Raw genomic sequence first — 22,569 nt, forward strand, 5'->3', positions numbered from 1 at the left:
ACATACCACATAAACCAAGAATGACGCCAAAGTAAGGTGCCTACCGTCCAACAGCATAGATATTCGCCTTCGGGCCTTATCAAACACAGGGCGACACGTGGAGTGAGGCACCACCTATATGATTATCTTTAATGTAAAGACATAATCATATAAAAAGCATTATAGAAGTTGTTATCGCTGGCGGGGTGAAGGTCAATACTTCATCCCGCCTTCCTGTTTTATGCCCGTCATACTTCGAACCGCAGCGTTGTTACCTGCGCTCAGCTACCCGAATCACACACTTTTGTATGTTTCATAGAGATATCTTCTCTTGCCGCCCTATGCCCGTCATACTTCGAACCGCAGCGTTGTTACCTGCGTTCAGCTACTCTAGTCACATACTTTTGTATGTTTCATAGAGATATCTTCTCTTGCCGCCCTATGCCCGTCATACTTCGAACCGCAGCGTTGTTACCTGCGTTCAGCCACTCTAGTCACATACTTTTGTATGCTCCTAGAGATATCTTCACTTGGCGCCTAGCTGCAATCCGAATTATTTAGGGCATAGCTTAGTGTTTTATTTTTAAAGAAAAAACTAAAGAAAAGACGAAAGAATTCATTTAGTAAGACCTATCGATTCTTTTATGCTTTCGTTTATGCGAAAAAGGAACATCCGGAGCGTTGAACATACCTATCTGAAAATTATCATTTTTTACCAATTAACTTGGCACGTTCATTGCTTTTTGATTGTTACACTTAGTCTGATTTTAACGCTATGGGACACAGAATTTGGATTGTGCTTTTCGCATTACAGGGAGTTCTGCTACCATTGCAATACGTTTAATGGGTATGAGATGAATGTATTGAGTAAATGGCGTTTTTTCCCTCGCTCCTTGCGTCAACTAGTTGTGATGGCATTCTGGCTTGTATTACTTCCTTTATTAGTATTAGCCTATCAGGCATATCAAAGCCTAGAGCAACTGAGTAACCAAGCTGCCAATATCAATAAAACCACGTTGCTTGACGCACGGCGTAGTGAAGTGATGAGTAGCCTCGCCTTAGAAATGGAACGGAGCTATCGTCAATATTGTGTTTTGCAAGATGCTACATTGCATACTCAATATCAGAAACAGTTTGCAGACTACCAGCAAATGTTTGAACGTCAGCGAACGATCTTACCTACCTCGACAGACACTTCTGCATTGACTAAGACTTTGGATGTACTTAAAACGGTTGCGTGTGAAAACAATGAACCGACAGAAAAAATCACACGGGCTTTAGAACAATTTTCTGCCGAAAATGCCTCATTAGTGCAAGAAACTCGTGATGTGATTTTTAGCCGTGGGGAACAGCTGCAAAAAGCGATTGCGAATAAAGGCCAACTATTTGGTTGGCAAAGCTTAATTTTATTCTTATTAAGCGCATTGCTAGTGGCATTATTCACTCGGATGATTATTGGCCCAGTTAAAGCTATCGAACGAATGATTAACCGTCTCGGTACTGGGCGTACAATTGCGAATAATATTGAACGCTTTAAAGGCCCTAGGGAGCTACGGACAATCGCACAGCGGATTATTTGGTTAAGTGAACGACTCGCATGGCTTGAATCACAGCGCCACGAATTTCTACGCCATATTTCACATGAATTAAAAACACCTCTTGCAAGCATGCGTGAAGGAACAGAATTACTCGCTGATGAGGTGGCAGGGCCATTAACGGTGTCTCAAAAAGAAGTTGTAGAAATTCTTGATCACAGCAGTAAGCATCTTCAGCAACTTATTGAGCAATTACTTGATTATAATCGTAAGCTTGTCGATGACCCACCAGAAGCACAAATTGTTGATTTACAAAAACTCATTGAAGATATTGTTAAAGCACATAATTTACCAGCACGGGCTAAAAATATTAAAACAGAAGTGCGTTTAAAAGTAGACAGCTGTTTAGCCGAACCCTCACTTTTAGGACGGGTTATTGATAATATCTACTCCAATGCGGTGCACTATGGTGGCGAATCAGGTAATATTTGGATATCTAGTCGCCAAACAGGTAATAAGCTTCTGATTGAAGTTGCGAATACTGGGACGCCAATTCCTGAGTCTGAGCAAAGCATGATTTTTGAGCCGTTCTATCAAGGTTCACTACAAAGAAAAGGTGCTGTCAAAGGAAGTGGGCTAGGGCTGAGTATTGCGCAAGATTGTATTAAACAAATGGGGGGAGAACTTTCTCTCGTTCCCAACAAATCAGCAGATGTCTGTTTTAGAATTGAACTGCCTCTAACCGCAGAGAATGAATAATGGTAAATCGGTCTACAGGTGTTTGGGCGGTACTTTACCGTAACGCATCGTTAAGTAAATATAACCAAAGAGTACCTTATGTGATGAGACGTACAGGGCTCAATTTTGGGGCGGTTTTATTTTCCCTAATTTTAAGTGGATGTGTAGTAAAAAATGGTCAGTCACCACTCGAAACTCTGGCGCAAGTTGTTGTGCCTGAAGTTAAAGTCACAGACTACCGTTATACATCATGTGAATCTATTTGGAACAATGACCAGCCAACTGCACGGGAAAATGCATTATTTTGGTTACGAATGATGGACTGCGCAGATCGCACGGAAACCAGTCAAGCACGTGAAGATGCAGGTAAAATAGACGTAACAAATTGGTCGAGTGCATTTCAACAAAATATTTTGTTGAATTCTGCTGACCCGTCTATTGCAGAGCGCCGTAAAATGCTTGATAGCATAAATACGTACAGTTTGAATTTTCCCACAGGGGTACGTCCATTATTACAATTATGGCGTGAGCAACAAGTACAAATTATCAATCTGTCAGATGCAGGGGTTCGTTATAAACGCCTACAGCAAGAAATGGATACAAAACTCGACCGTCTAAAGGAAGATAATGCTAAATTGGCTTTTGAACTGAATACGACCTCCCGTAAGCTTGAAAATTTAACGGATATTGAACGCCAGCTTTCTTCTCGTAAGAAAAGCACCAACGAAACCGAAAAAGATGTAGAGAATGGGGTTGAAGGAGATAAGCCTATTTCCTCAGAAGAGCCAAAGCCTGATAGCAGCGCATCTTCTCCAGTAGAGCAAAATTCATCGGAGAATGAACAAAAATGACGAATCGTAAGTCAGCAAATTTATTGCTAGTTGACGATGACCCGAGCCTTCTTAAACTGTTAGGCATGCGCTTGAGTAGTGAAGGTTTTAAAGTCACTACAGCAGAAAGCGGCCCTGAAGCACTAAAAATCTTACAAAAAGAAAAATTAGATTTAGTGATCAGCGATTTACGCATGGATGAAATGGATGGTATGGCGCTTTTCGATGAGATACAAAAAGCCCATCCAAACATGCCAGTTATCATACTCACTGCTCATGGTTCTATCCCTGATGCCGTCGCGGCAACACAACGAGGCGTATTTAGTTTTTTAACTAAGCCAGTAGATAAAGACGCATTATATAAAGCAATCGATGAAGCTCTCGCGCTCTCTTCGACACCGATTAGCGATGAGGAGTGGAGCGCTGGTATAGTCACGCGTAGCCCCTTAATGATTCGGCTATTAGAACAAGCGCATATGGTGGCACAATCTGATGTTAGCGTGCTAATTAATGGGCAAAGTGGTACAGGTAAAGAAGTTTTAGCTCAGGCTATTCATAAAGCCAGCCCTAGGGCACGTAAGCCGTTTATTGCCATTAACTGCGGTGCATTACCTGAACAATTATTAGAGTCTGAATTATTTGGTCATGCTAAAGGGGCTTTTACCGGCGCAGTAAGTAACCGCGAAGGGTTATTCTTTGCAGCCAGCGGTGGTACGTTATTTTTAGATGAGATTGGCGATATGCCAATGCCATTGCAGGTTAAATTATTGCGAGTATTGCAAGAACGCAAAGTTCGCCCTTTAGGTAGTAACCGCGATTTAGATATTGACGTGCGAATTCTCTCCGCAACTCACCGTAATTTGCCTAAAGCGATGGAAAAAAATGAGTTTCGTGAGGACCTCTACTATCGCTTAAATGTGGTTAATCTGCGTATTCCTGCGTTAAATGAACGTTCTGAAGATATTCCATTATTAGCAAATCATCTATTGCGTGAATCTGCATCACGGCATAAACCTTTCGTGCGTAGTTTTTCCAGTGACGCCATGAAGTGCTTAATAACAGCGAGTTGGCCGGGCAATGTTCGTCAATTAGTTAATGTTATTGAACAATGTGTTGCATTAACAACGTCTCCTGTTATCAGTGAAGCACTCGTCAGCCAAGCACTTCAAGGTGAAAATACGGCCTTGCCGACATTTGTTGAAGCTCGTAATCAATTTGAATTGAATTATTTACGTAAGTTATTACAAATGACAAAAGGGAATGTCACCCAAGCTGCCCGAATGGCAGGGCGAAACCGCACAGAATTTTACAAATTACTTGGTCGACACGATTTAGAAGCCAATGATTTTAAAGAATAAATAAGAATTATTTACCACATGGTTGTTATCGATTACATTATGTGGAATAAGGCAATTCATATTCACGCTCCGGGAGAAAAAACACCTTATGAGCCGTAAGCTTAATATTTCACTAGCACAACTTAATTGGTTAGTCGGTGACATCGAAGGCAACTGCGATCGCATGTTGCAAGTTGTGAGTGAACAAGCACCAAACACAGATATTGTCATGTTTTCAGAGCTGTCTTTGACAGGGTACCCACCAGAGGATTTAATTTTCCGAGCTGATTTTGAGGACCGCTGTTTAGTACAACTCGACCGTTTGCAAAAAGCCAGCCAAGAAACGGCAATTATTGTTGGTCATCCATGGTATGAAGGGGATGATATCTATAATGCATTGTCTTTTTTCTATCAAGGCAAATTGCATGCACGTTATTTTAAACAAGAATTACCAAATTACGGCGTGTTTGATGAGCCTCGTTATTTCACCGCAGATGAAAAAACCTGTGTTGTTGAATTTAAAGGTTACCAGCTCGGCTTATTGATTTGCGAAGATATTTGGTATGACGAACCGGTTGATGCAGTAAAAGGAGCTGGCGCTGAAATATTACTGACAATCAATGCATCTCCTTATGATATTAATAAAGAACATATTCGAACTGATTTATTAGTCGATCATTGTAAACGCACTCATATGCCAATTGTGTATCTCAATCAAGTTGGCGGGCAAGACGAATTGGTGTTTGATGGTGGCTCAAAAATCATTGCAAACAAAGGCAAGCAAACCTTTAAATTGGAAGAATTTAAAGAGCAGGTTATCACAGTGCAATTTGATGAACTTGCATTGGTGAGCGAAGGTAGCGTATTTATTGAGAATGACCCTGTGGCGCAGGTATACCAAGCTTTAGTCATGTCTACTCGCGATTACATCAATAAAAATGGTTTTAATGGGGCTATTTTAGGGCTATCAGGCGGGATTGATTCAGGGTTAACAGTGGCTATTGCCGTTGATGCAATAGGGAAAGAGCTCGTGCAAGCGGTCATGATGCCATTCCGCTATACTTCTGAGATGAGTATCCACGACGCTAAAGAACAAGCTGATTTGCTTGGTGTTGAATTCGATATCGTATCTATCGAACCGATGTTTGATGCTTTTATGGCACAGTTAACGCCTATGTTTGAAGGAACCGCGGTTGATACAACTGAGGAAAACTTACAAGCGCGTTGCCGAGCCGTTATTTTAATGGCGATGTCGAATAAACGTCGTCGCTTAGTTTTGACTACCAGTAATAAAAGTGAGTCAGCGGTTGGCTACTCGACATTGTATGGTGATATGGCGGGTGGTTTTGACGTGTTAAAAGATGTGCCTAAAACCCTTGTCTTTGAGTTGGCTAAATACCGTAATACTATCTCTCCAGCAATCCCACAACGCGTGATTGATAGGCCGCCATCAGCAGAACTTGCGCCAGGGCAATTAGATCAAGACAGTTTGCCACCTTATGATGTGTTAGATGCATTATTAGAAGGCTATGTGGAAAAAGACTTGTCAGTTAATGACCTAATCAAACTTGGTTTTGATAAAGACGTGGTGCGCAAAGTTGTGCGCCTTGTTGATATTAATGAATATAAACGTCGTCAGGCGCCTGTTGGGCCACGTATTACGATGCGCAATTTTGGCAAAGACCGTCGTTATCCGATCACCTCAGGTTTTGGCCGTAAAAACTGGTCATAACAGGAATTATTTATGAAAAAAATTGATGCAATTATAAAGCCATTCAAACTTGATGATGTTCGTGAAGCGCTGGCAGAAGTGGGTATTACTGGAATGACAGTGACTGAAGTGAAAGGTTTTGGACGTCAAAAAGGGCATACTGAACTTTACCGTGGCGCAGAGTATATGGTTGATTTTTTACCTAAGGTAAAAATTGAAATTGTAGTACCTGATGACATCGTTGAAAACTGCGTCGAAACCATTATGCAAACTGCACAAACTGGCAAAATTGGTGATGGAAAGATCTTTGTTTATGATGTCGCTCGAGTGATCCGTATTCGAACCGGTGAGCAAGACGAAGAAGCAATTTAATAAATTAAGTTTGTATGAAAATGCGGTAACGGAAAATACACAGGAATGGGATTAGAATTGTGTATTTATTATGCGAGCCCGTTACCGCTAAATTAGAAAACTACGAATATTTAACTAGTTAACCCATTTTCTTCAGTTAATATGTTTCATAGAATGCTCTTCTAAACAGAAGAGCGTTTTTTGTGAATTAATTGAGGGGTAATACCTTGTGTGGTCCAAAACATTCATAGTGAATAGCACTGGTATCGACACCCATTGCAATTAGCTGCTTACCTACGTGCTGCATAAACCCAACAGGGCCACAGAAATAGAATTGCATATTCGGTTGCTCAATCCATTCACGTACCAATTCTAAATTCATTAAACCTTCATATTGGTAATCAAACCCGAGACGATCTTCCTCTCTTGGTTGATTAAACCAAATCGCGGATTGGCTGGTTTGCTGTTTTGCTAATAGTTGTTGAATTTCGTGCCTAAAGGCATGAACGGCACCATTTTCAGCGGCATGGAACCAATTAACTTGTGCGTTGTGACCTTGTTCTGTTAGATGATTTAACATGCTCAGCATTGGAGTTAAACCAACGCCTGCAGAGATCAAGGTAACAGGTGTCTGACCATCAACATCAATAAAGAAATCACCACATGGAGGGGCGAGCAGTACACTATCACCTTCATTTAATTGTTGATGTAAGAAATTAGAAACGGAGCCTTGTTCTTCACGTTTTACCGCAATACGGTAGCTACGGCCATTAGGTGCAGTGGTCAGAGAGTATTGGCGGATTTCTTGGTTTTCAAATCCCTGGTTGTTGACATAAATAGTGATATATTGGCCTGGGCGGTAATCAGCGACAGGTTGCCCATCGACAGGAACAAATTCAAAACTTGTAATCACATCACTTTGTGGTTGTTTTTGCGCTAATTTAAACTCACGTAAGCCCTCCCAACCTCCATTTTTATCCGCATTTTCTTGGTAAATTGCAGCTTCTCTACCAATAAAAATATCGGCTAAAACACCGTAAGCTCTTCCCCATGCATCAAGAACCTCTTGGCCTGGGTTGAGGAGTTCATCAATAGCCGCGAGTAAGTTTTCCCCGACGATTGGATAGTGCTCAGGTTTAATATTTAAGCTTACATGTTTTTGGGCGATTTTTTCGACAGCTGAAATAAGAGCTTCAGGAGTTTCAATATGCACAGCATATGCGCAGATAGCGTTGAAAAGGGCTTCTCGTTGGTCCCCATTCACTTGGTGAGTCATGTTGAAAATATCTTTTAATTCAGGATGCTGTTTAAACATCCGATCATAAAAATGCGCGGTCAGTTTTGGCCCTGTTTCAGCAATGGCAGGAATGGTTGATTTAACAATGGCAATGGTTTGGCTATCTAGCATACAGGTGCTCCTGAATTATTTTCATGTTCTCATTATAGTTATGGCAAAGGGCAAATTTTGCGATCTAAAAATATTCCTTTGTAGATTAGTTAGATAAATTTATTTCATCTCAGCTAATCCCTATTTTTTGCGAACGATGAAGGTGATTTATAAAGATGTATTTTAAATACAACTTATAATATTTACGTGTTTATGTAAAGACTCAAATCGGAAAAATAGGGTGGATTTAGGCACATAATGAGAAGGGAATAGCAAATCTGGATGTTTGTCCGTTAAAAATTAAAATTTGAGCTATTTTATAATGAAGCCTTCAGAAGCAAATGAAGTGAAAAAAATTAATGCAATCGTTTGCGTATATTTTTTCTTTAGGGCTATCTCAAGAGAGAAAAAGAGTTTACACTGTGTGTCATTGCGATGAATCGATTTTCAACCTATTGAATTGCTGAGGCAGGAGAAGCGAATGTTAAAGCGTGAAATGAATATTGCTGACTACGATCCGAAATTATGGGAAGCAATGGAGCAAGAAGTACAACGTCAAGAAGAACACATTGAATTAATTGCTTCTGAAAACTATACCAGTCCACGAGTCATGCAGGCTCAAGGTTCTCAGCTAACCAATAAATATGCAGAAGGCTACCCAGGCAAACGCTACTATGGCGGTTGTGAGTATGTTGACGTGGTAGAGCAATTAGCGATTGACCGTGCGAAAGAACTATTTGGTGCTGACTATGCGAACGTGCAGCCGCACTCAGGTTCACAAGCTAACGCTGCAGTTTACATGGCGTTACTACAGCCAGGTGATACCGTTCTGGGAATGAACCTAGCACATGGTGGTCACTTAACTCACGGTTCACCGGTTAACTTCTCAGGTAAACTGTACAACATCGTGCCTTACGGTATTGATGAAAGCGGTAAAATTGACTACGACGATATCAAAGCGCAAGCGGAAAAACACAAACCAAAAATGATTATCGGTGGTTTCTCTGCGTACTCAGGTGTCGTTGATTGGGCAAAAATGCGTGAAATCGCAGATGGTATCGGCGCTTACCTGTTTGTTGATATGGCTCACGTTGCAGGTTTGATTGCTGCGGGTGTTTATCCAAACCCAGTTCCTCATGCACACGTTGTGACAACAACAACGCATAAAACTTTAGCGGGTCCACGTGGTGGGTTAATTTTAGCTAAAGGTGGTGACGAAGAGTTGTACAAAAAAATCAACTCAGCGGTATTCCCTGGATCTCAAGGTGGCCCTTTAATGCATGTTATTGCAGGTAAAGCGGTTGCTCTGAAAGAAGCGATGGAACCTGAATTCAAAGTTTATCAACAGCAAGTTGCTAAGAATGCGAAGGCAATGGTCGATGTTTTCCAAAAACGTGGCTACAAAGTGGTATCTGGCGGAACTGAAAACCACTTATTCTTAGTTGATTTGGTTGATAAAGACATTACAGGTAAAGATGCCGATGCTGCACTTGGCCGTGCGAATATCACTGTTAACAAAAACAGTGTACCGAACGACCCTAAGAGCCCATTTGTAACGTCTGGTGTACGTATTGGTTCTCCTGCGATTACGCGTCGTGGCTTCAAAGAAGCAGAAGCGGGTGAGCTAGCTGGCTGGATGTGTGATATTCTAGACAACCTCAATGACGAAGCGACCATTGAGAGCGTGAAGCAAAAAGTATTAGCAATTTGCAAAAAATACCCAGTTTACGCATAACATAACGTATTATTAATTACTGAAACCCGCTTCTACATGTATGTATGAGCGGGTTTTTTGCATTGAAAAAACGGAGGAGTGATGGTCATTCCATCAACGCGTTGGCTAGCTATTGATTATTTTACCTACTTTTTTGCCTACAGTATTTTCTTGCCATTTTGGTCAGTTTGGTTACAAGGTGAGGGAATTGATGCAGAAATGATTGGTGTTTTGTTAGGGGTAGGGCTAGCAGCCCGTTTCCTTGGTGCGATGTTTATTACTCCTTTAGTTAAAGAGCCCTCGAAACTTATTACTGCTCTACGCTTACTCGCAGGGCTTTCACTTATTTTTTCTGTCGGTTTTGCTCTGGGTTCTCACTGGGCATGGCTGTTGTTTGTAATGATTGGGTTTAACTTATTTTTTGCACCAATGGTTCCACTGGGTGATTCACTGGCGGGGACATGGCAAAAACAATTTACCTTTGACTACGGCAAAATTCGCGTTTGGGGTTCGATAGCTTTTATTATTGGTTCCTCACTGATGGGGTATTTAGCCGGTGTTTGGGGAAATAAAGCCATCATGGTGGCCTTGATAGTAAGCTGTTTAGCATTATTACTAGGCGCAATGCTGAAACCAGCAATTATGCCAATGGGGGCAGCGAAAGCGGATGGTGGTAATAAGGTTACGTTTAAACAATTGATTGCGGATAAAAACGTCGTTAGGTTTCTTATCTGTGTTACGTTACTGCAAGGGGCTCATGCGGCTTATTATGGTTTTGCTTCCCTATTTTGGAAAGAAGCCGGCTATTCAGATTTAGTTATCGGTAATTTATGGTCGCTCGGTGTGGTTGCTGAAGTCATTGTATTTATGTTAAGCCACCGTTTATTTAGGCGTTGGAGCGCTCGAAATTTACTGTTGTTATCTGCCTTCTGTGGAATTATTCGTTGGGGCTTGATGGGAGCGTTTACTGCATTACCGGTATTAATCGTGGTACAAATTCTTCACAGTGGTACTTTTACAATTTGCCACCTAGCCGCAATGCGCTTTATTAGTGCAAGAAAAGAAAATGAAATTATCCCATTACAAGGTGTTTACTCCGCACTCGCAACTGGCGGTGGGTTAGCCGTACTGACTATTATTGTCGGATACATTTATGAGCGAGTGCCTGCTCATCATGGTGTGGTGTTTTACTTAATGGCTCTTCTCGCTGTCCCTGCCGTGTTTATCCGCCCTAAAGTGGTGGCTCAATCTTAATATTCACCTGCCAAGTTATAGAAGCGGTTAAGCCTATTTTATAGCTTGGTTTGGTATTGAATTTGTTTTCCAGTATCGTCAATATAAATCATTGTTATATTTTCTCCGTGATTAATATCAGCGGTTGAAAAGTAAGTTTGTGATGAAAATGGCTCTACCATCGAGCTTTTTGCAATAGAACGACTTTTATTATTAGCTAGATAGATATTGGCAATATTTAAAAAATAAGGGGTCGGGTTGTTGACGACAATACCGTCTTTAGCTAAATGAAATTGGATGTTTTTGATGACATTGTTTGGCTTTTCTGTGAGGTTTGTAGGGCGATAAAAAACTTTAATTCGTGTTTGAATGGCAAACTGTAGCATATTGGCACTATTTATTTGCTTTGGCTTTGGCGCAATATCTAATACATTTAAATAAAATACAGACTCTTTATTCGTAGGGAGTTTGTCACCAATAAAACGTATTTGTAATTGAACTCCGTCATTTGCTGCGATTTTAGTGACGGGGGGCGTTACAATAAATGGTGCGTTCGTCGTTTCTGGTGTCGAGTCCGGATTACCTTCATCCACCCAGCTTTGAGTTAATGTGGCTTGTTCACTGTAATTAGTAAATTGAATTCTGACGGATTTTTTATCACTAGGGAAAATAATTCGTGTTCCTTGCAAAACAAGACTTGCACTTGTTTGGAAGCTAAAAAATAGTAATGTAGCGAACCCTGTAATTTTAATGAATTCCACCATGGTATTTTCCTTGTTAATTATATGACATCACAACTGTTGCCGTACTTGAGACTTGCCCTTGAGTGACACTATTGGTGTTGTATGCATAGTAATAAGCACCTAAATTTACTGAAAAAGAAGGGGAGATTGGATTTCCCTTGAGGACAGTAAAAATATTTGTCGCTCCATTTTTAGCTGCCACGCTATCTGAAAGCACTAACGGTGTATTGAGATTACTTGCGCTAACTAATCGGAAGCCAACGCCTTTAGCGCCTTGGCTAATGGTATTATTCAATGTTGCTTTATCATTTGAGAGCAAATTGCTACTGGATAAAAAAATAGATACATCACGAGAAGCATTACCGCCTGCTAAAAAGTCTTGGCAAGTAAAATTAAGTGTGAATGGCGTGTAGCCCGCTCTGGTTGCAGTTTTCACTGCATTGATGCTTACTGGGGGTAGCGAAACGACTAAACCTTGGTTAACAAAATTACAGGTAGTGAGGATTGGATTATAAGTTAAGGTAATTGGTTGTAAGTAGATATCATCAGCACTGGTTGGCCATTGCAGCGTTAACAGAAAAGTGACTAATTTAGATACAATATCTAATAGCCACTGTAAAATTCCCAAGCTGGATGCATCAGAGGCGAGTACGATAGGGGTAACTGTGGCGGTGCTTCCTGATACTTCGACATAGTTGGTTCCGGGTTTAGTCGCAAGCAAATTAAATTGAACGGTAAAATTTGTATCGAGTTCACTACCTTGATGTACACCTTCCGTAAGGCCGATAACCCTATCTTTTTCTAATGCAGTGACTGTAATTGAGACAAACTGCTTTCCACCATTAAAACCAATAGTGGCGGTTCTGCCTTGGAAAGGAGATGCGATACCAATAGAGTTAGGAAAAAGTATCCCTCTTGCAGTACAGGTAAAAGTCCCAGGGTAGATGGTTCTACTATTTTTACTAACTTGAGTCGATGTACTGGTGAGCTCTGTCGATAAATCAAAAGCAAGAGCGGGAGCCGTCACAGTAGAAGTTTGTCTACAATGTGCTGAGGAAAACTGGCTGTAAGCCAATATACTGGAAAACATCAGTGCTAAAGTGATTTTTTTCATCATATTTTCCTTTATCGACAGAGGTTTTTGTTCTTATCCATCGTGTTGAGTAGTGGCTCAATAACACATGTCTGTTTCCCTTTAAGCTTTATGTGTAATGCCATCGGTAATTGCTCACTTTTGATATACATCACGCCAGATTGGCCGACATAACCAATACTCTGTTGTTTAGCATCTGTGATTTCTGTTCCAAAAGGTAAGCTATCGCCATTAGCAAGAGCGCCACGGATGATATAAGTTTGTCGAGTATCGGTCTCGAGTTTGATGTAATTTACCGCCCCTTGATATGGACTTACATTTGCCATATTACCGAGCACCTCAGCGCCTGCGGTTTTCTCTGTATCTGTCAAGGTATAGGTATTGGTTCTATAGGGTGTGGAGTTAGCGACTAAAACAACACCTTGTTGATTAGTTAAAGTGGTTTTATCGGCATTGACCATCATGTCACTGGCCATTGGAGCATCAATGATGGTGTAGGTCTGTCCTGTTTCTCCTGAAAAAACAATATGTCCAGGAATAGCAACCAGAGTTCCTTTGGCACCTAAACCCGTTTGGCGGTAATTATTGGCCTCTGTGTAAGATCCTGAAAGCGTGCTAGAGGGAAGCTGATAGCTGACGTTCCCACCAACTAAGTTATTACCACCGCTTTGGTTCGTTGCAGTTAGCGTATAATTGACTTGGTCATTTTTACCTGCAATACCACTGACACTCAGCGTAGTTTGTTGATAACGAGAGTCGGTGAAATAGCTTCCCATACTAATATTGGCGCGTTTTTCAAATAAAGAAAAAGGAACACTAAAGTTGGCATAAATACGAGTTTCTTCTTCGCTGTCGTAATTGCGAACACGTGAAACAGACACACTATAGGAAATATCGTTATAATTGTTTGCATAACCGGCTTGATATTCACGGCTATTACCGTTTGCATTCCAATAATCACGGTGTGTACCCGATATGAATACCGAACCATAACCATCAGCTAATTGTTGGTTTAAATTCAACGTAAATGTGTTTTTAGCACGTGAACCACGTAAAGCGTCATAATTAGTGAGTGAAAGCTCAGGTGGAATATTATTGCCGAGTTTTTCTGATAACTGGTCTTGATAAGCTTTCCAAGCGCGATAATTATCTTGGGAATAAATGGCATCAATAAAGCTATAGTAACCACTAGTGGAATAACGATATGACGCCAAGGTTAAATTGGTCGATGTTGCATTAATATATTTGTTATAAGTCAGGCGGTAGCTTTGCCCACTGTGATTTCCTGAATCCAATTTAGTATTTGCTTGCGTAATGTCAGCTGAAATGGCCCCAAAACTAAAATTCCAACCACTCCCTATAACGCCAGAATAGTATTTTTCGCTAAATAGCATTCCTGCATAAAGTGTCACTAAATTATTTAATCCATAGTGAAACTCACCTTGAGTAAATTTGGGTTGATAATGGGTATTGTCGATTTTAGTTTGCCCAGCAATAAGGCTGTAATTATAAACGCCCTGTTTGAGCATGTCAGGTACAGCAGAATAGGGCACAGTAAAGGTTTCTTGCCTTCCATTAGCTTCTTGGACAACGACGAATAAGTCACCTCCACCAGCACTAGGCTGCAGGTCATTAAATGCAAACTCACCAGGGGGAACGCTTTCTTGATAAACCAGATTATTATTTTGGTACACGCTGACTAAGGCATTTGTTTGAGCGACACCGCGTATAATAGGTACAAAATTTTGACTTGAATTTGGCAACATACTAGCTTCTGTTGCCAATGCAATCCCTCGAACTCGAATACTATTAAATAGGGCTGCGGGTGTATAAAAATCACCTAATTTCAACCCGGATTTGATTGCACTAAGAGGACGATAAATATAACGGGTATTGTTTTTCCATTTTTGGCTACTATGAGAGCTATGTCGATAGCTGGATTCATCTCTAAATTGCCAAGCGCCTAAATTAACGCCTGAATTTAAGGTAGCAAAAAAATTGTCACTGCTGGTTTTAGAGTTTTTTTTCTCTTTGTAACTATAATAATTTGTATTATAAGAAAAAATAATTGCAGGTTCGCCATAATTCCAGAGACTGGGGTCAACATAGTTAGCTTCGAGTTGTTTCAGAGCGATTTGAGGGACGGTAATATCGAGTCGTAGGTCGTTGATATTGAATTTATATTTTATATTGGCCACTAAATCATCAATAGGAATAAATGGCTGTTGTTTGGTTTGTTCAATCACCTCAGAAGATAAATTCAGGTTTAACTTCTGCACATCATCAGCAGCAAGGCTAATCAGTTTACCATCATTATTGATATCAATTTCAAATTGGCCTTTCCAACTATTATTTACATAAAGCTCGGCTAATTGTTTACCTGATGGAATTTTACTGTCGGTATAGAATCGTGAAATATCTCCTTGTGCAGATTTGCCTACCAATAGGGAAGTCTCAAACTCGTCCGCTATTGAGTTCTTTTGATAACTTTGTAGTCCTATTAAGATTAGGAGGTAGAGATAGTTTTCTTTTTTCACGATGATTTCTTCTATTAAAGTTTAATGTTTTTAGATTTGAAAACACCATAGTCATCCACATACATTAAAATAAGATCGTGGCTTTTCATTGTTCCTTTAATAGGTAATTCTTTTTCAGACATAGGGGCAATCATCGCAGAATCAATTAATGAATTATTTTTATCGTCCGATGGTGTGATAGCTGCAATAGTTAAATGGTATTGCGAGTTATTTTTAACTAATATGTTATTATTTTTAATCTGGTAGCTCGCATGATTAATGACTTCATCGGAGGATTCGGTTAGACCAATAGGACGATAAAAAATTTTAATTCGTGAGCGTGTGGCTAGCTGAATTGCATTTTTGCCTTTAGCAGATTCTGGCGTTTTAGGAATATCTAAAACATTTAAGAAAAATACACTTTCAACATTGTCAGAAAGTTTTCCGGGTATTTTTTTTATTTTTAATTGCTGACCTTGTAAACCTTCAATTTTAACAATAGGAGGGGACAAATAAAAAGGCGCTTCAGAATTCTCAGGTGTGGAATTTTCATCACCGTTATCAATCCATGACTGAACAAGAGACGATGTTTTGCTATTATTGGTTAATTGTACAGTAATACTATCAGCGTCAGCAGGATATATAATTCGAGTGCCTGTAATAATAACATTAGAAAATGTTGAGCTCGAAAATAAAATAGTGAGTAATAAAACTAGAGTTTTCATAATAGTATCCATTTAAAGCCAGGCTAATAAAAGCCTGGCTAAGTCATAATTATAAATAGGAAACTGTATATATTACATTTGATTGCAAAAGACCGACTTTGGCAGCAGTTGCATTAGTTTTATAATAACTGGCTATTAAATTGAGTGTAGCTCCTGTCGCGCCACCAGTGTCAGCCCCTGTAAGGTTAGTATCAAAGGCCACATTGAGTGGAATTGCGGTTGTTGGAGTGCTGGTTTTAGATAAACTAAATCCAACATTTTTAGCAACGGAAGCATCATTTTCATTGACGGAAGTATTCACTAAATACAAACCGGAAGGGGAAATATTACTTGATGAATAAAAGTGTAATTTCAGATTACTTACAGGAGTGCTCGCAGGTGCGCAATCAGAGAAAGTTAAAGAAAATTGTTTTTGATTTTTAGAAATAACCGTCGCGGCAGTGGTCCCTGCATCTGTTACGGTTATTGGGTCAAGAACAACAGTCATATCGGCACTATTTCCGCCATTAATTGTACAAGTTGTATCGCTTATTGCTCCAGAAATTGAAATAATTCCTCCAGCACTGTTAGTTATTGCAAGTGCTGAACCTGATATAACAGATAACGAAAGTAAAGACAGAGGTAGTATATATCTAGACATAATTAACCCCATAAGGTCAAAGTAAAATAAAGTGATATAACTTTGATTAACAGCTGAATGTAAATTAGCTGTGTTATTTTATGCTAGATATAAAGTATATTTTTTTCAAATTAAAAATTAAAAAAATATTTAATGAGATTAATGTCTTTTTTATATGCATGAATTTAATATGATATTGTTTTTCTAATTATGTCAGTGTGACTCGTAATAAGTGTAATTTTTTGATGATCAGTAGTTTATCTTTTTGAGTATTTCTTGTTGTGCATGTTATTGTGACAAGGATAAAGATCAATTAACTTAACAATAAACAAAAGTAATATTAATTTGTGAAATTAAATAAAATTTAATTTATAAAAAATTAATTGATAATAAAATGGCAAGTCATAGTTAATGACTTGCCATTGAGATATAATTTTATCTTATAAGCTAGGTAGGAAAGTCGTAAATACAGGCATAAAAGTGACTAAGAGTAATACGATAATTAATGCAAAGAACAGTGGCATGACCTCACGAATAAAGTCTGAAATACGTACACCAGTAATCGATGTGGCAACAAACATTACCGTTCCCATAGGGGGTGTTAAACATCCGATAGCTAAATTAAGGATCATGACAATGCCAAAATGGATAGGGTCAATTCCTAAAAGTTTTACTGTAGGCATTAATAATGGAACAAGGACAATAATTGCTGCATTACCTTCAATAAACATACCTAGAATTAAAAGCACCGCATTGACAATCATTAAGAAGACATATGGATTATCAGAGAAACTGGTCATCATTTTGGCAACATCTTGTGCCACTTGCTCGTTCGTCAATACCCATGCTAACGCAGAACAAGTCATAATAATGAGCATGATGCTTGCTGTTGAACGAGCTGTTTCTAAAAATGAGGCCGCAATGTCTTTTAACTTCATTTCACGATAAAAAAAGGTACCAATTACAATAACGTAAAGTACAGCAATAGCACCAGCTTCTGTCGGTGTAAAAATACCAAAGCGAATTCCGCCAATAATAACGAGGACTAAGAGGAAAGCTGACATTGCTCCTTTACCTGTTTGGTAAACTTCAGCAAATGTAGGCGCTTTGTCTCTAGCAGGTTTGTATCCACGTTTTTTGGCAATAAGATAAATTGTAACCATTAAAGCAACGCAGCACATTAAACCAGGAATGATCGCAGCCATAAACATCTTACCAATAGAGACATCGGCAACAAATCCATAGATGATTAATGCAATACCCGGTGGAATTATAGGTGTTATTAATGATCCTGCAGCAGTGACAGCGGCAGAGAAGCTTTTCCCATAACCTAATTTGGTCATTTCGGGTACTAACATTTTAGATAACATGGCACAGTCAGCAAGGTTAGATGCAGAGAGCCCGCCCATCATTGTACTTAATAATACGTTAGATTGGGCAAGTCCCCCTGGGTAGTGCCCAGACAGTGTGCCAGTAAATTTTAACATTCGGCTAGTGATACCCGTGTAATTCAAAAGGTTACCTAACAGAATGAAAAAAGGAATAGCAAGTAACGTGACATTTTCTCCTGCACCAATAATGCGCTGAACTGCAATAAGAGGAGATATATCACCAGCAGAAAAGAAATAAGTGAGTAATGCAATTAGCACACTTAAAAAAATGGGAACATTAATTAAAAAGCAGAATATTAATACAATACAGGCGATAATTACTGACATGGTTTATCTCCTTTTATTAATTTACTCATGTCTTCCAGTAAATGTTGGATAGAAAATAACACCATGATGGATGCGCCAATGGGAACAGAAAGGTCGATATAGTAATAAGAAACACCAATAATTGGTGTTATTTTATCTTCTGCGATAATCGAGAGTTCATATCCAAGATACCCAAAAATTGATAAAGCAATAATGGCCATAATATGCGTAATGACCGCGATAGCTAATTGTACTTTTTCAGGAAATAAAGAGGTAATAGCATCAATACTGACGTGCATTCTTTTACCCGCAGCGGATGCTGCTCCAATCATAACCAACCATATGTAGCAAATAATTAAAACTTCCTCACTCCACATTAAAGGGTCATTAAGAAGCCAACGCATGAATACAGCAAGAATGGTAATAATGACGATAGCGGCAACGGCAAGCGATGCCACTATATCACTTAATTTCCCCAGAAATTTAAACATAAAAGATCCTTGCGAGAATAATAGTCAACCATTTGTATTGTAAAAATATTGGCGGTGTTAACCGCCAAGTTATAGGGTTAATTATTAATAATATCTTGAGTTTGTTGATATAAATTCGCAGACCACTCAGGGAATTCATTATAGAAAGGCTTAGATTTTTCTTTGAAGAGCGCTCTGTCTACTTCAACAACAGTAACACCTTCACTTTTCATTTTCTCAATGATCTCTTTCTCTTGCTGTAAGACTAAATCTGTTAAGAATTGCCCAGCTTCATTTCCTGATTCAACTAAAGCCTGCTGAATATTTTCAGGTAATTTAGCGTAGGTTTTGCTGCCCATGACTAAGTTGGTTACGTTTTCTACATGGCCAGTTAGAATTAAGAATTTGGCAGCTTCATGGTGTTTTTGCCCATATAGCACTGGAATTGGGTTTTCTGCACCATCAATAATTTTGAGATTAAGTGCAGTATAAACTTCAGCTAAAGGTAATGGTGTTGGTGTGGCTCCCATTGCCTCTAAACCTTTAATTTGAATTTTATTGTTGGGGACGCGAATTTTTAAACCTTTTAGGTCATCTGGGGTTTGGATCATTTTATTGGCTAAGATATGACGTGAACCATATAGCCAATCTTTAGAAACCACATGAAGGCCTTTTTTGTCTAACTGTTGTTCTAAGGAACCATACCAAGGTGAGGCATTTAATTTAAAAATATCTTTATAAGATAGCCCTAAGTACGGCCCAAACATAATACCGTAATCAGGTACATAATCAGAAAAGAAGGCACCATCTGCTAAGGTAATTAATGGACTACCTAACTTCATTTGTTCGATGACATCTTTTTTAGAACCTAATTGTGAGCTTGGGTAAGGAATTAACTCACCTTCACCATTAGTTTTTTCATTGAATTTCTTTGCCCATTCGTGGATAGCTAAGTCAAAAGGCTCTCCGGGGTTATTTTCATAAGCGACTTTTAGCTTATATTTAGCATCGGCGAATGCGGCACCTGTCATGCTGCCCATTAATAGCATTGTGCTGAGTGTTAAGCTAAGAAATGTTTTTCCGTTTAATGTGCTCAGTTTCATAAAGGTATCTCCTGTAGGGGATTTATTGTTTTAAGTATTTAGTTTCTTTTTCTAACCAATGTATTTTTTGCGTAGCATTGCTTCTGTGCCACAATTCAGAATATCTGTGATTTTTTGGCTCACATCATCCTGTAATTGTGGTATTTCGTTGAGGTTTAATCCCCATAAATCAGACATTGCTAGCACATTTTCAGTCAGTTGTTTTACATTTGAGTCATAGAGCTCATTCCAAGCTTTAAAGCGTTCGAGTAAATAATCATCATCATTTAAAGGAATGAGTTGTTCACCCTGTTTTCCTCGATAGAAAACAATAAGTGCAGCAAGTGAAAATGAAATGCAATAAGGAATTTTATTGTATTGCTTAACATAAGAGATTAATTGAGGTAATAAACGAGTTTTAAATTTAGTTAGCGAGTTTAGAGAAATTGAAAGTAACTCATGCTCTATATATGGGTTATTAAAACGGTCAATTACTGCGGAGGCAAAAGCCATGAGCTCCGAAGGGCTTTGAGATAAAACAGGAATAACCTCATTATCAATTAAATCTTTGATGAAAGATAAAAAGATTGGGTTGGTAGTGACATCACGAACAGTTCGAATCCCTGCTAAATAAGCAACGGGAACCATCGCAGTGTGTGCACCATTTAAGATTGCAACTTTACGTTCTTTGTAGGGTTTTATGTCATCTACTACTTTGATATTTAATGGCAATTCATTTAACTTTAGCTTCTGCTCTAGTATTTTTGGCCCTTGAATAACAAATAAATAGAAATATTCAGCAGTGACGAGAAAATCGTCTTTATAGCCTAATTCTTTTTCCAGTTTTTCAATTTCATTTTTCGGGTAGCCAGTAACAATTCTATCGACTAACGTAGAACAAAACGTATTACTGCTATTTAGCCAAGCGATAAAATCCGTGGGAAGTTGCCAGTCTTGTGCATGTTGATTTACAAACTCTTGTAATTTATCGCCATTATAGTCAATTAGCTCACAGGGGATGATGAACAACCCTTTGCTACTATCGCCATTAAAATGTTGAAAGCGGTGAAATAAAAATTGAGTAAGCTTTGCAGGGAAACTACTTGCTGGTGTATCTTCTAAGCGTACGTCGTGCTTATATACGATCCCTGCTTCCGTAGTATTAGAGAAGATCCATTGTAATTCGGGATTTTCTGCACACTTTAAAAATTTATCGTATTCAGAATAAATAAGTATTTCACGGTTAACCGAATTAATAATCCTTATATTAGAAACGCTTTGTTTTTGTTCATTAATTCCCCTGGTGATGGCAGTATAAAGTCCATTTTGTTGATTAATTGAGGGATGAGATGAGTCAATTGGCCTGACAAGCGTAATGCCACTATTGAAATCTGTCTTTTCATTCAGTTGGTCAACCATCCAGTCGATAAAAGCACGTAAAAAATTACCTTCTCCGAATTGTAAAATTCTCTCTGGGTATTGCTTATTAGCCATTGACTGTCTATTTAAGTAATCCATGACCATTCCTCTAGTTATTATGTGTATTAATCATCTGGTGTTGATTCAGACTAGAAGTATTTTTTTCTATGGACTATTAATTGCATCAATTTTGTGGAATGAATGGCTTTTTGATGTTTTTAATGTGTTTTTTATCAGTTAAAAACAGATGAATTATTGATAGATTAAATCTGTTCAATAAATATGTCTTTTAATTAATTGAAATATAGTGATAATTTTATTTTCTATAATTTTTGATAATAATAATTTTATAATTAAGCTGTTTTTTTACTGAAAAATTCAGGTTTTGTTTGATGTGTACCATTATAGACCCAAAGAAATAATTCGTCATTGGCCATCCATTGGCCTTGTAAACTAATGTTATTTATTCATAAGTTTGCTGTATGGAGTTGATCATAGTTCGTTTAGCGGTATCTAAATGATGTCTAAGTTCATTCATCGCGACAATATCATTACGGCTAATTAACGCACTTAAAATGGTCATGTGTTCTTCAATTGCAAGTACATTTCTTTCTTTTAAATCTGATTCATCCCATTGATATTGAAAATGAAATATCACAGTGATGATTTCAAGAGATTGATTAAAAAATGGGTTGTTGGCACCCGATAAAATAAGGCTATGTAGTTCATAATCTAGTTGAGAAAATTCGCGGTAATTGATAGTAACGGTTTCACGCAGTGTTCTATGCTTGAGTAATAGCTCTTTCGCTAAAATCCAACGATGGTCATCTGGTGGTAAATTTAAAAAATGAGTCAATGCATTGGTTTCTAGTAACTCCCTAAACTCAAAAAGTTTTTCTGCGTATTCACGTGAAAACTTCATCATATGCCAATTTCCTCGGTGGGTGTTTTTAATTAACCCATAACGGGAAAACTCCACTAAGAACTCCCGAACAACACTAGAACTTACATGACTTTTTTTTGCTAATTGTAATTCAGTAAAAGTATCTCCGGGCATTAATTCTTTGCGTTTAATCATTTGATAAAACGCTTTTTCGAATAAGACGATTTGTTGATCAGGGAGACTTGATTCAACAGGAAAGAAATCAGTTTTATTGGGATAGCGAATGACATGATATTCATTCCCTTGTTTTTCAATGATTTTCTTTTCTAATAAATATTCGAGGGTATGTCTCACGGTGGTTCGACTGATATTAAACATCTCTGCTAAAGAAGATTGTGAGGGGAAGGGGGATGTTAATAAATTTTTATGTATGGCATCTAAGAATTCATTAATTGACCCATAGCGTATATTTTTACTCCTCACCATTTAAATACTCCTTGAATCTGA

The 22,569-nt window shown here is 38.6% G+C and carries 18 protein-coding genes; 7 read left to right on the forward strand and 11 right to left on the reverse strand.

What is annotated here, in order from left to right; genetic code table 11:
* The first annotated feature begins 833 nt into the window (after positions 1-833).
* The 5 genes from M1F17_RS07625 (at position 834) to glnB (ending at position 6,502) form a co-directional block, all read left to right on the forward strand.
* Positions 834-2,273: a sensor histidine kinase gene (locus tag M1F17_RS07625; RefSeq protein ID WP_036959006.1), complete on the forward strand. Its 1,440-nt coding sequence runs from the start codon at positions 834-836 to the stop codon at positions 2,271-2,273.
* Positions 2,273-3,103: a two-component system QseEF-associated lipoprotein QseG gene (gene qseG / locus M1F17_RS07630; protein ID WP_004264939.1), complete on the forward strand. Its 831-nt coding sequence runs from the start codon at positions 2,273-2,275 to the stop codon at positions 3,101-3,103. The genes M1F17_RS07625 and qseG overlap by 1 nt, the downstream gene beginning before the upstream one ends.
* A complete protein-coding gene (gene glrR / locus M1F17_RS07635; RefSeq protein ID WP_004264938.1) occupies positions 3,100-4,440 on the forward strand; it encodes a two-component system response regulator GlrR in 1,341 nt (446 codons plus the stop codon). Before qseG ends, glrR begins: the two co-directional genes overlap by 4 nt.
* An 88-nt stretch (positions 4,441-4,528) precedes the next feature.
* Positions 4,529-6,151, forward strand: coding sequence for an NAD+ synthase (locus M1F17_RS07640; RefSeq protein ID WP_272674781.1), 1,623 nt, complete (start codon positions 4,529-4,531; stop codon positions 6,149-6,151).
* 12 nt (positions 6,152-6,163) lie between these two features.
* Complete coding sequence (glnB, locus tag M1F17_RS07645) at positions 6,164-6,502, forward strand: nitrogen regulatory protein P-II (RefSeq protein WP_004912721.1); 339 nt, start codon at positions 6,164-6,166, stop codon at positions 6,500-6,502.
* Between the two features lie 187 nt (positions 6,503-6,689).
* Here the strand turns inward: glnB and hmpA are convergent, their stop codons facing one another.
* Complete coding sequence (gene hmpA / locus M1F17_RS07650) at positions 6,690-7,889, reverse strand: NO-inducible flavohemoprotein (protein WP_004264934.1); 1,200 nt, start codon at positions 7,887-7,889, stop codon at positions 6,690-6,692.
* 460 nt (positions 7,890-8,349) lie between these two features.
* Here hmpA and glyA point away from each other — a divergent pair, with 460 nt between their 5' ends.
* Together glyA and M1F17_RS07660 are read left to right on the forward strand one after the other, a co-directional pair.
* Positions 8,350-9,603 carry a serine hydroxymethyltransferase gene (gene glyA, locus M1F17_RS07655; protein ID WP_004264933.1) on the forward strand — a complete coding sequence of 418 codons (1,254 nt, stop codon included), beginning with the start codon at positions 8,350-8,352 and terminating at the stop codon, positions 9,601-9,603.
* A gap of 81 nt (positions 9,604-9,684) precedes the next feature.
* Complete coding sequence (locus M1F17_RS07660; protein ID WP_094961706.1) at positions 9,685-10,836, forward strand: 3-phenylpropionate MFS transporter; 1,152 nt, start codon at positions 9,685-9,687, stop codon at positions 10,834-10,836.
* A 38-nt stretch (positions 10,837-10,874) separates the two neighbouring features.
* On the opposite strand, the gene M1F17_RS07665 is transcribed toward M1F17_RS07660, so the two are convergent.
* The 10 genes from M1F17_RS07665 to M1F17_RS07710 form a co-directional block, all read right to left on the reverse strand.
* Complete coding sequence (locus M1F17_RS07665; protein WP_318837344.1) at positions 10,875-11,579, reverse strand: molecular chaperone; 705 nt, start codon at positions 11,577-11,579, stop codon at positions 10,875-10,877.
* Positions 11,580-11,592: 13 nt separating this feature from the next.
* On the reverse strand, positions 11,593-12,672 hold the full coding sequence (locus M1F17_RS07670) for a fimbrial protein (protein WP_036959002.1): 1,080 nt from the start codon (positions 12,670-12,672) through the stop codon (positions 11,593-11,595).
* A gap of 11 nt (positions 12,673-12,683) precedes the next feature.
* Positions 12,684-15,188 (reverse strand): fimbria/pilus outer membrane usher protein, encoded by a 2,505-nt coding sequence (locus M1F17_RS07675; RefSeq protein WP_318837345.1) that lies wholly within the window; start codon positions 15,186-15,188, stop codon positions 12,684-12,686.
* A 14-nt stretch (positions 15,189-15,202) separates the two neighbouring features.
* Positions 15,203-15,892 carry a molecular chaperone gene (locus M1F17_RS07680; protein WP_168697636.1) on the reverse strand — a complete coding sequence of 230 codons (690 nt, stop codon included), beginning with the start codon at positions 15,890-15,892 and terminating at the stop codon, positions 15,203-15,205.
* Positions 15,893-15,941: 49 nt separating this feature from the next.
* Positions 15,942-16,532, reverse strand: a complete 591-nt coding sequence (locus M1F17_RS07685; RefSeq protein ID WP_036958998.1) for a fimbrial protein — start codon at positions 16,530-16,532, stop codon at positions 15,942-15,944.
* A gap of 419 nt (positions 16,533-16,951) precedes the next feature.
* On the reverse strand, positions 16,952-18,229 hold the full coding sequence (locus M1F17_RS07690) for a TRAP transporter large permease (protein ID WP_004264925.1): 1,278 nt from the start codon (positions 18,227-18,229) through the stop codon (positions 16,952-16,954).
* Positions 18,220-18,699: a TRAP transporter small permease gene (locus tag M1F17_RS07695; protein WP_004264924.1), complete on the reverse strand. Its 480-nt coding sequence runs from the start codon at positions 18,697-18,699 to the stop codon at positions 18,220-18,222. Before M1F17_RS07695 ends, M1F17_RS07690 begins: the two co-directional genes overlap by 10 nt.
* Before the next feature lie 77 nt (positions 18,700-18,776).
* On the reverse strand, positions 18,777-19,781 hold the full coding sequence (locus tag M1F17_RS07700) for a C4-dicarboxylate TRAP transporter substrate-binding protein (protein ID WP_004264923.1): 1,005 nt from the start codon (positions 19,779-19,781) through the stop codon (positions 18,777-18,779).
* A gap of 51 nt (positions 19,782-19,832) precedes the next feature.
* On the reverse strand, positions 19,833-21,278 hold the full coding sequence (locus M1F17_RS07705; protein WP_172412247.1) for a tagaturonate reductase: 1,446 nt from the start codon (positions 21,276-21,278) through the stop codon (positions 19,833-19,835).
* A 364-nt stretch (positions 21,279-21,642) separates the two neighbouring features.
* Positions 21,643-22,548 carry a GntR family transcriptional regulator gene (locus M1F17_RS07710; RefSeq protein ID WP_094961710.1) on the reverse strand — a complete coding sequence of 302 codons (906 nt, stop codon included), beginning with the start codon at positions 22,546-22,548 and terminating at the stop codon, positions 21,643-21,645.
* Between the last annotated feature and the right edge of the window lie 21 nt (positions 22,549-22,569).

Source organism: Providencia sp. PROV073 (assembly GCF_033688125.1).
GTDB lineage: Bacteria > Pseudomonadota > Gammaproteobacteria > Enterobacterales > Enterobacteriaceae > Providencia > Providencia hangzhouensis.

What these genes read in the sequence shown, in the direction of transcription:
- M1F17_RS07625 (WP_036959006.1), top strand. Translation starts at nt 834, where the DNA reads ATGAATGTATTGAGTAAATGGCGTTTTTTCCCTCGCTCCTTGCGTCAA.
- qseG (WP_004264939.1), top strand. Translation starts at nt 2,273, where the DNA reads ATGGTAAATCGGTCTACAGGTGTTTGGGCGGTACTTTACCGTAACGCA.
- glrR (WP_004264938.1), top strand. Translation starts at nt 3,100, where the DNA reads ATGACGAATCGTAAGTCAGCAAATTTATTGCTAGTTGACGATGACCCG.
- M1F17_RS07640 (WP_272674781.1), top strand. Translation starts at nt 4,529, where the DNA reads ATGAGCCGTAAGCTTAATATTTCACTAGCACAACTTAATTGGTTAGTC.
- glnB (WP_004912721.1), top strand. Translation starts at nt 6,164, where the DNA reads ATGAAAAAAATTGATGCAATTATAAAGCCATTCAAACTTGATGATGTT.
- hmpA (WP_004264934.1), bottom strand. Translation starts at nt 7,889, where the DNA reads ATGCTAGATAGCCAAACCATTGCCATTGTTAAATCAACCATTCCTGCC.
- glyA (WP_004264933.1), top strand. Translation starts at nt 8,350, where the DNA reads ATGTTAAAGCGTGAAATGAATATTGCTGACTACGATCCGAAATTATGG.
- M1F17_RS07660 (WP_094961706.1), top strand. Translation starts at nt 9,685, where the DNA reads ATGGTCATTCCATCAACGCGTTGGCTAGCTATTGATTATTTTACCTAC.
- M1F17_RS07665 (WP_318837344.1), bottom strand. Translation starts at nt 11,579, where the DNA reads ATGGTGGAATTCATTAAAATTACAGGGTTCGCTACATTACTATTTTTT.
- M1F17_RS07670 (WP_036959002.1), bottom strand. Translation starts at nt 12,672, where the DNA reads ATGAAAAAAATCACTTTAGCACTGATGTTTTCCAGTATATTGGCTTAC.
- M1F17_RS07680 (WP_168697636.1), bottom strand. Translation starts at nt 15,892, where the DNA reads ATGAAAACTCTAGTTTTATTACTCACTATTTTATTTTCGAGCTCAACA.
- M1F17_RS07685 (WP_036958998.1), bottom strand. Translation starts at nt 16,532, where the DNA reads ATGTCTAGATATATACTACCTCTGTCTTTACTTTCGTTATCTGTTATA.
- M1F17_RS07690 (WP_004264925.1), bottom strand. Translation starts at nt 18,229, where the DNA reads ATGTCAGTAATTATCGCCTGTATTGTATTAATATTCTGCTTTTTAATT.
- M1F17_RS07695 (WP_004264924.1), bottom strand. Translation starts at nt 18,699, where the DNA reads ATGTTTAAATTTCTGGGGAAATTAAGTGATATAGTGGCATCGCTTGCC.
- M1F17_RS07700 (WP_004264923.1), bottom strand. Translation starts at nt 19,781, where the DNA reads ATGAAACTGAGCACATTAAACGGAAAAACATTTCTTAGCTTAACACTC.
- M1F17_RS07705 (WP_172412247.1), bottom strand. Translation starts at nt 21,278, where the DNA reads ATGGATTACTTAAATAGACAGTCAATGGCTAATAAGCAATACCCAGAG.
- M1F17_RS07710 (WP_094961710.1), bottom strand. Translation starts at nt 22,548, where the DNA reads ATGGTGAGGAGTAAAAATATACGCTATGGGTCAATTAATGAATTCTTA.